At 40.1% G+C, this 15,098-nt stretch carries 8 protein-coding genes; 1 reads left to right on the top strand and 7 read right to left on the bottom strand.

Translation table 11 applies throughout. The features are described from left to right. Window positions 1-58: 58 nt before the first annotated feature. From RG47T_RS10405 to RG47T_RS10430, 6 genes are all read right to left on the bottom strand, one after another. Window positions 59-961, bottom strand: a complete 903-nt coding sequence (locus RG47T_RS10405) for a helix-turn-helix domain-containing protein (protein WP_074489377.1) — start codon at window positions 959-961, stop codon at window positions 59-61. Window positions 962-994: 33 nt separating this feature from the next. Then, on the bottom strand, window positions 995-1,831 hold the full coding sequence (locus RG47T_RS10410) for an SDR family NAD(P)-dependent oxidoreductase (RefSeq protein WP_074489378.1): 837 nt from the start codon (window positions 1,829-1,831) through the stop codon (window positions 995-997). Between the two features lie 432 nt (window positions 1,832-2,263). Continuing rightward, entirely contained in the window at window positions 2,264-3,817 is a 1,554-nt protein-coding gene (locus tag RG47T_RS10415) for a GMC family oxidoreductase (RefSeq protein WP_074489380.1), read from the bottom strand. A gap of 181 nt (window positions 3,818-3,998) precedes the next feature. Further along, window positions 3,999-5,378: an aldehyde dehydrogenase family protein gene (locus RG47T_RS10420; protein WP_074489381.1), complete on the bottom strand. Its 1,380-nt coding sequence runs from the start codon at window positions 5,376-5,378 to the stop codon at window positions 3,999-4,001. Window positions 5,379-5,535: 157 nt separating this feature from the next. Beyond that, window positions 5,536-7,848 (bottom strand): tetratricopeptide repeat-containing sensor histidine kinase, encoded by a 2,313-nt coding sequence (locus RG47T_RS10425; protein WP_074489383.1) that lies wholly within the window; start codon window positions 7,846-7,848, stop codon window positions 5,536-5,538. After that, window positions 7,845-9,806: a sigma 54-interacting transcriptional regulator gene (locus tag RG47T_RS10430; protein WP_074489385.1), complete on the bottom strand. Its 1,962-nt coding sequence runs from the start codon at window positions 9,804-9,806 to the stop codon at window positions 7,845-7,847. Before RG47T_RS10430 ends, RG47T_RS10425 begins: the two co-directional genes overlap by 4 nt. 461 nt (window positions 9,807-10,267) lie before the next feature. Between RG47T_RS10430 and RG47T_RS26375 the strand changes: the two genes are divergently transcribed. Then, window positions 10,268-14,488 (top strand): sigma-54-dependent Fis family transcriptional regulator, encoded by a 4,221-nt coding sequence (locus RG47T_RS26375; RefSeq protein WP_216351041.1) that lies wholly within the window; start codon window positions 10,268-10,270, stop codon window positions 14,486-14,488. 13 nt (window positions 14,489-14,501) lie between these two features. On the opposite strand, the gene RG47T_RS10440 is transcribed toward RG47T_RS26375, so the two are convergent. Continuing rightward, the gene (locus tag RG47T_RS10440) at window positions 14,502-15,002 is read right to left on the bottom strand and encodes a GNAT family N-acetyltransferase (RefSeq protein ID WP_074489387.1); all 501 of its coding nucleotides are present in this window, start codon (window positions 15,000-15,002) and stop codon (window positions 14,502-14,504) included. Window positions 15,003-15,098 lie beyond the last annotated feature (96 nt).

Below are 15,098 nucleotides of genomic sequence, written 5' to 3' on the forward strand. Positions count from 1 at the left end.
CCTCCCGGATCAAATCCGGCTATTCCCAAAGGGACATTTTCGTATAATTCAGGGTTTGCTAATTCAGGATCTGCTTTTTAAATTGAACCGGACTCATGCCAACCTCCCTTTTAAAAAGCCTGGAGAAATAGAAAATATTTTCAAATCCAAGGGCATAGGCGATCTCGGTCACGGTTTGCGCATCACCATTTCGCAACAGGTTTTTAGCTTCTGAGATCAGGTAAATATGTATCAGTTCAATCGTGGTCTTTCCGGTTTCCTGCTTGATCAGATCGCTCAGGTACCGCGGAGAAGTAAACAATTGTTCAGCGATGTAAAAAACAGATGGCAGGCCTTTGGTTTGCAATAAGCCATCAGCTACATATTTTTCCAAAGCGTCATTGAAACGGGATACCATTCTGCCGGATATCTCTTTCCGGTTAATAAATTGCCGTTTATAAAAACGCTGTGCGTATTTTAACATCGAGTTGATATTTGATAACAGGATATCCCTGCTGTATTCATCCTGGTTATTGAAGTATTCCAACTCCAGCTTTCGATAAAATTCCCAGATGATTTGCTCTTCCTTAGGCGAGAGGTGTAGCGCTTCATTTACTTCATAATTGAAATAGCCATAATGTTTAATCTCTTCATGTAACCTATTACCATTCAGAAAATCCTCATGAAAAAATATAAGAAAACCATTTTCTTCAAATTCAAGATCATTCATTTTGATGACCTGACGTGGTTGAGTAAAGAACATGGAGCCTGCCTGGTGGTCATATTTCGTTCTGCCATACATAATGACCCCGGCTTTCAGCTTTTTGAATGCGAGCATATAGAAATCAGAGGTAAACTCCTCATTGCCGATCAGGCAATTAGTGGAATCCTTATCCACTTCAAATAGGCTGAACAGCGGGTTTTCCGGTGCGGGAAAATTATTTTCCCGGTGGAGTTCTATTAGACTGCTGTAGTGTTTCATGATTATAAGATTTAAAAGTATTAACCTTAAGGGTTACTCGGGCATTGAAAATGACCCGTGTGCGGCATCCGATACGTCTTTCCATGCTGCAAATGAAGCCAGTCGCTGTTCATAATTCTCCTTGACAGCCGGATAAGCAATTTTGCCCATCAGTAACCGTAATGGAGGATTCGGGTGATCAATAATGAGCAGCATTGGTTTTACGGTCGCATCAGGATCGCCTTTATAGCCAGGGGTTTCAGCTCGTTCTTTCGAAGCCTGCCTTAACCCATCATAGACTGCTATCGGTGTAGTTGTTTCTGCGGAGGATCCGGCCCAATCAGTCAGGAAACCATTCGGCTCTATCAGAGTGACCTTAATTCCAAAACCCTTGACTTGCGATGAGAGGCTTTCACTTAGTCCTTCAACGGCAAATTTTGTTGCGTTATAAATTCCTAGCATGGGCAGTGTAACCAGGCCGAGGTAACTCGATATTTGTATAATGTGGCCATTTTGCTGTTCCCTCATGACTGGAATGATAGCCTGGGTGAGCCAAAGTAATCCGAAGAAATTTGCATCCATCAAGCTTCTGACCTGGGCTTCCGTAGCTTCTTCAATAGCTCCAAAAAGTCCGAATCCGGCATTATTAATCAATACATCGATCCTTCCAAAATTAGCCTTGCCTTTCGCTACGGCTGTAAAGCATGCTTCCCTGTCTGTAACATCAAGTTGCAGCGGCAAAACAGCATCGCCATATTTTTCTACCAGCTCACGGAGAGCCTCAATATTCCTGGCGGTTGCGATCACTTTATCGCCTCTTTTCAGAAAAGCCTCGGCCCATCTTTTTCCGAATCCTTTAGATGCTCCTGTGATAAAAATTATTTTTGACATCGTCTTTAATTTGATAACACAAAGGTACAGTCACTCTCATTCGGGGCCTTTATCCGTAATTAGGATTTGTTTACACATTTTTACGTAAATCATATCTTTGATATAGCTTTCGTTTACGTTGTTTATATTCAACAGCCAAGCCAAAGACCCAGACATGTTATTCAATACCAATGCCATATAATAACATGCTTACAGTAAGCAGTTTACATAAAAAAATCATTTTAGACGCTGACTGTATAACGCCATTGAGCGAACGGAGGGCGAAATAGAGTTCTACCTTCCTCCGGTATCCCACTTTAAAGGCCAACAAATGTATTGTCGGCATCTACGTGAATAAGAAAGGCCAGCAATAAGCTGGCCCTTCGGTCTTTTCAAGCAATTCGGATAACCGAAAAATCCTTATCTAAAGATGCCAGGATCTGCAAGCAATTTCTACCTTTTTCCAAGAATCAATTCGGCCGCAAACTCAGCGATCATTATAGTCGGCGCATTGGTGTTAGCTGTAGTTATTTGCGGCATCACTGAAGCATCTGCTATTCTTAGACCGTCCGTCCCATGTACCAGTAGCTTGTTGTTTACTACCGCATCCTCACCATTACCCATTGCGCAGGTACCTACGGGGTGAAAATAGTGCGCGCACGCATCTCTGAGGTAAGATTTGATCTCCTCTCTGTTAAGCGATTTTGGGGGAGATACCCATTTGCTGATCACATTTTTGAGGCCCGGCTGTGCTGCAAGATTCATACAAAGTTCGATTCCCGAGGTGAGCGCTTCAAGGTCTTCGGTTTCCTGTAACAAATTGGGCTGGATCTCCAGATCAGCATCATGCGCTGATGATGTCATTTTTACGTAGCCACGGCTTTTCACATCTACCAGGGTTACGAATACACTTAAAGAGTTTTCCGGAACAGGATGCTGTGCAGCGATTTCAGCGGTTGGCAGAGGCATCCGCATCGTCAATAGCATCAAATCCGGTTTGTCCAGGTTAGGTGAACTTTTCCAATAAAGATCCGTTCCGCCCAGGTTTTCAGTAAATTGACCGACCGGCTGGTTAACCTGGTAGATCACTGATGCCAGCGGGTGTTCCTGAAGATTTTTACCCACGCCAGGGAGGTTGACTCTTGACTCAATCCCGAGCGCATTCAAATCCTCAGCGTTACCGATACCGGAAAGCATTAAAATCCGTGGCGTTTCAAATGCCCCTGCGGAAAGGATTACTTCTGTGGAAGCAGTAGCAACTATATTGCTATCGTCTTTCAGGTAGGTCAGGCCAATGCAGCGTTTCCCATCAAAATTCAGATGCAATACCTTCGCACCTGTTAATACGGTTAGATTAGCCTTGTTCATTACAGGCTTTAAATATCCAAGGAATGGACTGCATCTTTTACCGTCTTTGATATTCATACTCATCGGGCCTACGCCTTCAGGTTCCGGGGCGTTTGTATCTGCAAGCGCGGGCATACCGTAACTTCTACCGGCATCGATAAATGCCTTGTCGAAGAAATGAAGCTCCTTAGTATTTTCAATGTGGATGGGGCCTCCTACTCCGTGAAACTCCGTTTCGCCCAGTTCCCAGTCTTCAATTTTTTTAAATAACGGGAGAACCGATTGGTAGTCCCATCCTTTATTACCGGCATCGGCCCAGCCGTCATAGTCCTTTCTGTTTCCCCTGGCCCATACCATCGCGTTAATACTACCTGATCCACCCAAAACTTTACCTCTTGGTGCGTAAATCAGCCTATTATTAACGGCTGGTGCCGGATGGTATTTATATAAATAATCAATTTTACTTCCAATATTTTCCACCCAGCGGTGCGGTGTCTCTACCGTAGCTATACCTTCACCGCTTTCACCAGCCTCCAGTAAAAGGATTTTAGCATTCAGGTTATCAGCAAGGCGCCTGGCAATTACACTTCCGGCAGAGCCTCCGCCTACTATAATATAATCATAATGATCCTGACCAGTTTTATCCTTTATGTTTTCCATAACTATTATTACTTTTAATTAATGACGTAAATTTCCTGATATGTACTGCCAAATGCATTCACCTATGTTAATAAGCGCAACTCGCGCGAAGTCGTTGAACATTATGACTATTTAATAACACCATATTACTGGCATAAAAAAACCGCCGCTGTATCAGCGACGGTTCGTTGACTAAAATTGATTAAAAATCAAACCAACCATTAAGCGCCTGAAGCTTTTCCATTGTATAGGGTGGATATAAATGGTCGATCACGGCACCTGCTGGTGAATTAAGAACCGGTTTGGCGTGGGTAAGTGAATCATAGCCGTATTTACCAACATAGCTACCCATTCCTGAACCACCAACACCTCCAAACGGAAAGGATGCAACAAATAATTGAACATTGGTCATGTTGACTGCGCCACCTCCAAAAGAAAGGGTGCTTAATAGTTTCTCGGTATTTTCCTTATTTGTACTGAAAACATACGTAGCCAACGGCTTTGCTGCTTTCTGAATCTTAGCGATGGCAACATCAAGATCGCTGAAAGTAAGGATCGGCAGGATTGGCCCGAAGATTTCCTCCTCCATAATCTTATCTTCCCAGGTAATTGGGTATAAAATTGTTGGCGCAACAAATCTTGCCGATTCATCACTTTCGCCACCTGCAACCACTTTCGTCTGGTCGATCAGACCGGCCAATCGCTTAACATGAGCGGCATTGATTATCGAAGAATATTCCGGGTTGTTTTTAGGATCGTTACCATATAATTCAACGACCGCTTTTTTCGCCTCTTCCACGAATTGCTCAACTACAGATTCATGCACATAGGCGTAGCCCGGTGAAGCACAGAATTGACCGCTCCAACTAGTTGCACCCCATACAATTTTTTTAGCGGCATCAGCAATGTCAGCCGTTTCATCGACAATGGCAGGATTATGACCTCCAAGTTCCAATATAACCGGTGTTAAATTTTCGGCGGCAGCGCGAAGTATGATCTTACCTACTCTTGCGCTTCCTGTAAAGAAAATAAAATCAAAAGGGAGTTCCAGCAAAGCAGTAACCTCCTCAACTCCTCCGCTTACAACAGCAACTGCTTCTTCCTGGAAATACTGAGGTATCAGTTTTTCCAATAGCGCACTGGTAGCAGGCGTATCTACACTTGTCTTAAGGACAACCGTATTACCGGCCGAAAGTGCAGTAACTGCCGGATAAAGCAATAAGAGGATGGGGCCATTAAATGGGCCGATAATCAACGTTGAGCCAAACGGGTCACGTTGGACGAAAGCCGTATGGCCAGCTTCAGCGAGAAATTTTGGTAACGGCGCGATAGTTGGTTCCATCCAGTTCTTCAGTTGACCTTTGACCATTTCTATAATGCCGAGCGGCGCATTTACTTCAAAAACCTGCTCGGAGATAGCCGTTTTAAAATCTTTTGAAACTGTTGCGTAAAATTCGTCTAAATTCTCTTTAAGGAGATTAGATAGTTTATCAAGCTGTTCAATGCGCCATTCAAAGCTTTTTGTGATGTTAGTATTAAAATAGGCTTTCTGCCTATCTAATAAATTTTGATATTTATTCATGATCTTTTTATGTTAAGCCCCCCGTTGATACCCGGACGAGCATAACAAAATTGATCATTTGAAAAACCCTGGCCATTCACCTATGTTAATTAAATGGCTCTAAACCGGCTGTATTTAAATGGTGACATTGGCGTGATGCAAGAAATTATAAGCGAGACTAAACATTAGGAATTTCGTTTGTATGTGTTGAACTCCCGTTGTCAAAAACAATTGAGCATGCCGTTCCTTCCTTGTTTTCAAATAGATATTCGGCTTCAAGATCCCCTGCCAGGCCTCTGATCAGCTTCATACCAAAAGTTTCACTTCTGTCCGTGTCAAAATCTCCTGGTAATCCGCAACCGTTATCTGCTACCAATAAAGTTATCCTGCCATTTTCCAAACTGAACATCTCAATCGTTATTACGCCATGTGCTGTATTGCCGAAAGCATATTTGACCGCGTTTGTGATCAATTCGTTCAGGATCAAGCCAATGGAGATCGTTTTGGCGACATCTAGGCTAATATCCTCCACATCAATTTTAAAAAGTACCGAGTTTCCAATCTGGAAGCAGTCTTTAAGATAATCGATCAGGTCATTGATGTATTCCGGCATAAAAATGACAGAGATCGACGGTGACCTGTAGAGCTTTTGATGTATCAGGGCCATAGCTTGAATACGTTGCTGGCTTTGCAATACTGCGTCAAGCGCTACTTCGTCCTTCAAATAGACTGTTTGAGAAATGAGAAGGCCTATGATGATCTGTAAATTATTTTTAACCCGATGGTGTACCTCTCTAAGCAGCCATTCATTTTCTGACAGCAGCTTTTCCAGTGACTGATTTTTGATAGAGATTTCACTTTGCTGCTTTTGCAGCTGGAGATTGCTTCGCTGCTTATACCTATATCTGTTGTAGCCTGCCCCCAAAAGAATGAGGCTAAGAATCACACCACCCAATAAGGTTAATTGTGAACTTCTTTTTTGCTTTTTTAGAAGGGCTATATCTTTATCTCTTAGACGAATATCCTGCTCCTTTTTGGCAGTATTGTACTTGATCTGTAATTCCGCTATTTGCCGCGATTTGGTGACCGAGAACAAAGAATCAGTGATCTGGTTATATTTATGCAAATACCGGATGCCCCTGATATAATTTCCTGCTGCTGAGTCAACTTTAAATTTAAGCAAATAAAATTTACTTAAATCCAGCGGTGCTATGTGGCCCGTCTCTTTACTGGCAGACATTACTTGCAGGTATTTATCCGCGAACTTAAATCGTTTGGTAAGCACATAAAAATCAGCTATGATCCGGTAACTTTCAAAGCGAATTGGAAAAGGGATTATAAATTTCAAACTTCCATTATCCATATTCGGAATCATCTTTAGATAGTAAGTTTCAGCTTCGGCATACCTGTGCAATTCCTGGTAACAAATACCAAAATCCTTATTGATAAACGCATTTGCGACGTCAGTATCAGGTGCATCTTTAATATAATTGATGAGAAAGGCGAGCGCGGCCTGTCCATGGTGCTCCAAAATCATCGAAGTAATCACTTTATCCAGCAAGAAGTAGTTCAGATACAAACTATAAACATCGTTAAATTGGGGAACGGCTTCCAGCGCTTTTTTATAATAAATTGTACTTAGTGATGGTAATCCAATGTTGAGATAATTGTCCCCTATCTTGTAACAGAAATAGTAATATTTTTTGGCAAATCGTTTATCATCCATGCTTTTGATCATTTGCATGTTATAATAAAGCACCTGTTCAGTTTCTCCCCTTGATATAGATATGGCGGCAAGGAGATCATAGGTGTAGATTAGATCAGGATAATGGATCTTTTTATAATCGGCCACCACTTGCAAAAGTTGCTGTTTTGCAAGGTCAAACTTGCCATAACATAGATTAACGTCAGCTATATATTTGAATGCATAAATTTCATTCAATCGATCTCCAGTTTGCTTAAAGAGTGCCTGAGCTTCCGAAAACATTCGAATTCTTTCTTTATAACCAGCGGATTCATAATCGTGCTTAAATTTTGCCCAGGTAAGTAAGGCCATGCCCCTTGCATGTTTATCACCTAATTTTTTGTAGCCTTCTAACGCAGAACTAAAGCAACTGTCTCCGGGTTTTATTTCAGTATTAAAATAATAACATTGGCCCTTAAGCAACATAACATCCAATCCAGATTGGGGCGAATGAATACCATTCGAAATAAGTAGGGCCTGATCATATAACTTTTGCGCCCTTGCGAAGTTTTCTTTACCAGCTTTGGGCATCCCAAATAAGTAAGCTGCACTATCAGTCAGCACCTTGATTTGCCTAACTAAAAACGTATCCCTGCTGACCTTCAAACCAGGCTGTTGTGGCAAACTGTATGCGCCTGTAACGAACATAGTAAATACCATAGACATTATGTAAATCAACGGGTATTGCTTTATTGCATATTTTATGTCCATATCTTTCATACCGCTATTGATCGTTTTACTGCTCATTCGTCATAAATAAATCGCCATACAATTCCAAGCTTTTTCATTTGGTAGGTCAGTGCAGGTGCTGGCACACCAAGCAGTACTGCTGCACCACCCTTTCCAGAAACTTTACCATTAGTTTGACGAAGTGCCTCAACAATGCTTTCCGGTTTAAATGGGTCGACATGGCTTTTCAGCGTAATTTCGGGATTAGACGGCAAATCAAATTCTTCTTCAAGATCAATAGACGAAATTTCGGCAGTATCTGTTAGCAGTACAGCTCTTTCAATTACGTGCTGAAGTTCTCTGATATTTCCAGGCCAGGAATAGGCTTCCATCTGATCCATAACTTCAGGAGTAAAGCCTCTGATATTTTTACCCGTTTGAAGGATATTGGCTTCGAGAAAATGCACAGCAAGAATTTTAATATCACTGCGGCGTTCTCTAAGCGGAGCAAGTGTAATCGGAAATACGTTGATCCGGTAATAAAGATCCATTCTGAAATTACCTTCACTAATTGCTTTGTGAAGATTGCGGTTGGTTGCCGCAACTATTCGTACATCCGCTTTTAAAGTAGTCCTACCCCCTATCCGTTCAAACTCCTTTTCTTGAATGACACGGAGAAGTTTACTTTGCAAGGCAAGCGGCATTTCACCTATTTCGTCCAAAAAAATGGTGCCGCCATTGGCCTGTTCAAATTTACCAATTTTCTTTTCGCGGGCGTCGGTAAATGCACCCTTTTCATGCCCAAAAAGCTCTGATTCCATGAGATCTGCGGGAATAGCTGCACAGTTTACTTTTATCAAGGGATATACCTTACGTTCAGAGAGCGAATGTAACACATGAACAAGGCCTTCCTTCCCAACACCTGTTTCGCCAAGTATTAAAACGGTCGTTTCAAATGCAGCTACCTGATAGATACGGTTCAGAGAATCAATTAATCTGGCACTTTGGCCAACTATTCCAGGAAATTTTAACTGTGTGCTTTTACTTTTTTCAACTTGTTGACCTATATCTGAGGTTCCCTGTGAGGAAAGATCTGCATTAAAAATGTAACGTGCCGCGTTGGAGATAAGGGGCTTCAACCGGAGTATTGTTTCAATACTGCCCGCATTGAAACTGTCGAAATCGTTATTGTAAAAATAAAATAAAAGGTTTTTACTATCTAACAAAAGCGGTAATTCAATTCCAGACTTTAACGCTAGTTCTTCCTTAAGGGTCAGCGAAACTTTACTTTTGTAGCTTTCATCGATAAATTCATCCAGCACGTAAAATTGAGGCAGAAATTTGGTTCGGGCAGCATCATTAAATTCCTGGTAGTCCTTATCTTGCAGGTTGGCACTTTCGAAAAGATGTTGTCCGTCAATTTCTTTGTAATCGTTTGGACCTATCCTCCTGATGATATATACTTTAAATTTGTCAATATTATCGAGATCAGAGAATACGACCAGATAATCGTAGGCAAGCAAGGGTTCAAGTGCTTTAGCAAGTTGCAGTACTTTTTTACCAGTTGAAAATGCCAGCTTAATGTTATTCACCAGGATATCAGACACCCATTGCTCTGATTTTGAAATAATATCTTTTTCCTGAGCATGGCGATATTTTGCAATTTCTATGGCTGTAAGCACATCTTTCTCACGAAAAGGTTTGACAAGAAAACCATATGGGTTAGTTTCCTTCGCAAGTTCAAAAACAGAGGGATTGGAATTTGCCGAAAGGTAAATGAACGGTATGCCCAATTTATTTAACGATATGGCCAAATCGATTCCCGTTAATTTACCTTTTAGAAATATATCAACAATTACAATGTCGACAACCGACTTCTCAAAAAATTTATAAGCCTGATCAACTGACTTTGCAATAAAGCTGACTGCATAGCCAGATCTTTCCAGGATAATACTCAGGCTGTTTGCCTCGATGAAGTGATCTTCAACTATTAAAACTGATGTATTTGTTCCTTGCTGTACCGGAATATTGGCCATAAAGTTAAGTTTACATTATCTGTTGCGGAACATTAGGGAGTTGCTGATGATATAAAGCCTCAAAGTACCTATGAAAATATGATGCCATTTCTAACCAATTGAACCTATGCCACTTATTTATCGAACCATTGATATTTGAAACGATATATCGTTTTTTTAGAATAGATAAACGTCATTTCGCTTTTTTAACTTTGATATCTATCGATGACTTCATTACGGTGTATCTTAAAGTTTACTTATAACCTGATCTAAATGGACACACGAAAATCATATACATTTAGTTATCAATACTTTAAAAGTATAAATACATTGGCTTTAAAATATTAAGTTACGAAAAGAATTGCAAACCAAACGATTTGAACTCAAAGTTTATCATCCAATAATTACGATATTTGGTAACGTAATCTAAATTTACTAAATTTACTCTTAATAAGTAACTATAAACTTTAATCAGCTCAACTATGGAGAATTATTTACCTCAAATATTTTCACTGAGCAATGAGATATCAGCCATTGGTAATGAGGACCAACTTGAAAGCTTCATGACCGGAAGTTTAAACGACTTGATTCCCTTTACTACCGCGCACATTCTAAAAATCGGCAGGCAAAAAAAAACTAAAGAGACTATTTATACCTATTATTCAAAAAAATTTGTACCAGACGACTTATATGTCGAAAATAAGAATGTCGAGAATAAACTGGAAAGTTGGGCCGAAAGAGCGATAGAACATGGCTTAATTATACATAAAGGCCCTAATGACTTTAAGCCTGAATTAAGCTTTACAAGCCATGAAATTCAAGTTGGAAATACAAAAATCAACGACTATATCATCATTCCATTATCTGATCATTCTGATAGTGCAATAATTATTATTTTAAGCTTTGCGGATCCAATAGAATTCAATGCAGATAAACAAACATTAATAGATACACTTGGAAGGCAACTGTTTTTAGTTTTGAAAAACATTCAAAACAGTAAAGACTCCAATCTTAAACGCGTCGAAGATGAGTTTCTCAGTTCATTATCAGCAGAGATTTCCGAAACAAAAACGAAACTTCAGTTATCAGAAGTAATTTATAGAAACCTGAAAAAGTCTGCTTTAGGCTTCGATATCTACCTAACATTCATTAATGAGTTAGATGGGACACATACACTGGCATTACCTGACAAACATGGTTATAATTATTATAGCCAAATTTGGAGCGCGCATACCTTTCCGTTAGATGACGGCTTTTTAGATAAGCTCGTCACTTCAAAGAAACCAAGGGAACTGAACATCAGCGCGCTGAACGCCTCAGCCCCCCCACACTCCTATTTTGCCTCCTGGCCTTCGTGCGGATATCAAAAAATGGCCGTGATTCCGATATATAACAATATCGGTGTATTCGGATTTATCTTTATAATGTCGCCGGAACCGGAAGATCTGCTTGGTACCTATCAAACGCTCGTTAAAGGCATTACTTTCCAAGTTTCGGCCATCAATGATGTTTTCATAGCAAATGAAATAATTAATCAGAAAGAAGAAGAAAAGAAGATTCTCCTATCTATCAGCAACGATTTTGCGATGACGAGAAACAAGGAAGATCTAACGAGAGTACTTCTCCATAAACTAAAGGTTTTAATTCCCTTCAGTGATTTTACGCTGGCTATTGCAAACAAAGAGCGAAACGTTCATAGATTATGGATCACGGATTTTCAGCCACACCGAAAATTGCATAAAAATTTTAATTTTCTATTAGATCTTGATTTCCCGATTGATGATGGACTTATTAATGAAGTTTATGCAGCTACTGATCCGATAGTATATCAAGTTGCCAATATGGCAAAAAGAAAAGACGCACCTGATTACATGCATTTCTTTAACGAAACCGGAGCAGTAGAACTTGTCGGCGTTAGTATGAAAAGCGGCGACCTGCATCTCGGCGGGTGGTTTCTAATCAGCGATAAAAAAGGGGTCTTTCAAAAAAAAGAACTGGAAATCATGAAATCAATTTCAAGCCAGTTATCAATAGCAACGGCCAATATTCTGGCGAATGAAAGAATTCTTAAACATGAAAATGAAAAATCGCAGCTACTCAAATTAAGTAACCATATCACAGCATTTGTGAGTAAGCATCAATTGCTTCACGTACTTGAAAATGAATTGAAATTAATGATCCCATTCGACTACGTGATGCTATTTTTCCATAATGAAATTGGAAATGAGCTATACCTTCATTCTGCAAAACTAAAATTAGAAGAAAATCCATTACTAAAACGTGTAGAAACAGAATACTTTCCGGAAGACGTTACCGAACTCTTACCGCTTGACGACAACGGAGTAATTTTTAATGCCGAACATATTGGTTCGGTCAAAAATCAGCAAACATCGCTATTTGAGTTAAATGCCATTCGCGAATTTGTAGGAGTTTCCCTTTTTGACGGTGATAAGGTAGTAGGTCGGTTTTACCTGCTTGCTAAAAATGAACACTCGTATCGCAAAAGCCAATTAGGCCTGATCAAAGGGGTATCTGACAAACTATCATTAGCTATAAAGAACATCATCAGTAATGAAGAGATTGTTGAGAAAGAACAGGAAAAATCCATACTGCTAAATATCAGCAATGAACTTTCCGGAATCAGGAATAAGAATGATATGCAATTGATACTTCAGGAAAGCTTAAGAAAATTATTTTATTATTCTCATACCGTAACAGGGATCTCCGACCTCATAAAACAGACTTACACAGGCTATCTCTTCGATCCCAATTCGGCAAGCAGATCACACAAGGACTACACGCATCTATTTAATTCTGACCACCCCATTAATAATCCCCTTATTCGCCTGGTTCTTAACGCTAAAACGCCTGTCATATTTGACCTTGATGAGCTTAAAAGTGAGGATATTCCGTCGTGGATCAAGATGAATTACGAAAGTGGGCTAAGGGAAATGGTCATGACAGAACTGTATGTACGGAACAAGCATCTTGGCTTTTTCGTTATATTTTCAAATAAAAAAGGGCTAATCAGCTCAAAAGCACTTAAACTCATTAAGGGGATCACCAGCCAGGTATCGATAGCATTGGCCAATCTGATCGCTAACGAGGAAATCATTGAAAAGGAAAATGAAAAGTCAATTTTACTCGAATTGAGCAGTGAAATTGCCACGGTTAGAAACAAGAGTGACCTAACCTTTAATATCAATGAAAAGGTAAAAAAATTATTGCCAGTTAGCCACTTCGTTATAAACCTTTTCAATGATGACTTAATTAGTTATACTCCATTTCTGATTGATGTTAATTCTGTTTCTAAGGGCCACAAAGATTACGCATTTGCGGTACGCCATGAGAATATCACCGGCGTGGCGCTGACCAAACTCGGCATGATGGCAGAACAACCAACAGCTTACGATGTCCATGATTGGGTTGGCCGCCCTGGCTTTCCGGACATCATCAGAGTAAACATTGAATCAGGTATTAATCAGGCGGTACTTTCCACCTTAAATGACGGAAGAAAAAAGATCGGTTTTATCATCTTTTTTAATAGAAATATATTGCCCATGACAGCCGGCACCATAAACCTAATCAAGGGTATATCTGCACAGCTGACCACTGCAATAGCGAACATCATGTCAAATGAACAAATTGCTACCCAGCTTGAAGAGATTTCCAGTTATAAAAGACAATTGGAGGAAGAAAACCTTTATTTACAAGAAGAAATTGAAACCACCCACAATTACAGTGAAATAATTGGTTCAGACAAATCAATGGCTACTGTATTTCACCTGATTTCCCAAGTCGCCGAAACCTCAAGCTCGGTACTGTTGCTTGGTGAGACGGGAACAGGTAAAGAATTGATCGCAAGGGCTTTGCATAACACATCACTACGAAAAGACAAATTGATGGTTAAAGTTAATTGTGCAACACTGCCTGCTAACCTCATCGAAAGCGAACTTTTCGGACATGAACGCGGAAGCTTTACAGGCGCGACGGAAAGAAGGATTGGCAAATTCGAACTCGCCAATAACGGAACTATATTTTTGGACGAAATAGGCGAAATGCCGCTGGATCTTCAGGTAAAGCTTTTAAGAGCGCTCCAGGAGAAGGAAATTGAAAGAGTTGGCGGTAAGTCGGTCATCAAGGTAAACGTCCGGGTAATTGCTGCAACCAATAGAAACCTTAAGAAAGAGGTGCAACTTGGTAATTTCAGGAGCGATCTGTTCTTTCGCCTTAATGTGTTCCCGATCACCCTTCCACCGCTTCGGGAGCGCAAAGATGATATACCCGAACTTGCAATGCACTTTCTAACAAAATATGCGATTAAGGCTACGAAGCATGACCTAAAGTTTTCAAGCAGGGTTATTAAACAATTGGTTTCTTATCAATGGCCGGGAAATGTAAGAGAGCTCGAACACCTCATCGAAAGAAGCATTCTCCTTGCAAACGGCCCGGTTATCAATCAAATAGACCTTCCTAACCCGGAAAATGAAGAGCAAATACAGATTCCGATGAATGACCGGATCAGGACTATAGATGAGGTCGAGCGGGAACACATTATCGCTGTACTGAAATCGTGCAAGGGTAAAGTTGCTGGTATCGGCGGAGCGGCTCAGCTGCTAAAAATTCCCGCTACAACATTAAACTCAAAAATTGCACGGCTTAAAATAAACAAGGGTCTGATGCAAGTTTTGCCCAATACTTAACATAAGAAGCCATTCAGTATTGACGAAGCTTTTTGTGCATAATCATCTTGTGATCTGAAATCTTCGCTATTTCTAAGTTCTTTTCCGGGTGGACATAAAAACCGAGACCTGAATAATATTCAAGCGACAAATTTTGAGTATCCAGGCAAATATAAATATCTTGTCGTCCGGCATTGGTTGCAATCAACTCTATTTGATTAAAAAGGGCTTTCAATAGCCCTTTACCCTGCATTTCCCTCAGGCTATACACTTGATGTATATAAATACCTGGCTCATCATCTAAAAACGAGTAAGATAAAAAAGAGGCTAGCCTGCCATACCAGGTAAGCAGCAAATAGCTTTGGGTTGAATTAGAAATTTGATCCCGAATAATAGCTGGCGTTTGATATTGATTGATCAGGTAAAATATTTTCTGCTTATCGATAGAAGATATGTTGCAATCTGACCAGATCTTGATTATCAATTCGGAAATGCGTTCAGCATCGCTTGGTATTCCCTTAATAATATTATGCATTTCCCATTTGCTAATAGTCAATTTTCACCATTACATTCTACGCATGTAAAAACAGTACCAACAAACAAAACACTGTATATCAATTAATTATAAATT

The sequence above is a fragment of the Mucilaginibacter polytrichastri genome, from assembly GCF_001911425.1.
In the GTDB taxonomy this organism is placed as follows: domain Bacteria; phylum Bacteroidota; class Bacteroidia; order Sphingobacteriales; family Sphingobacteriaceae; genus Mucilaginibacter; species Mucilaginibacter polytrichastri.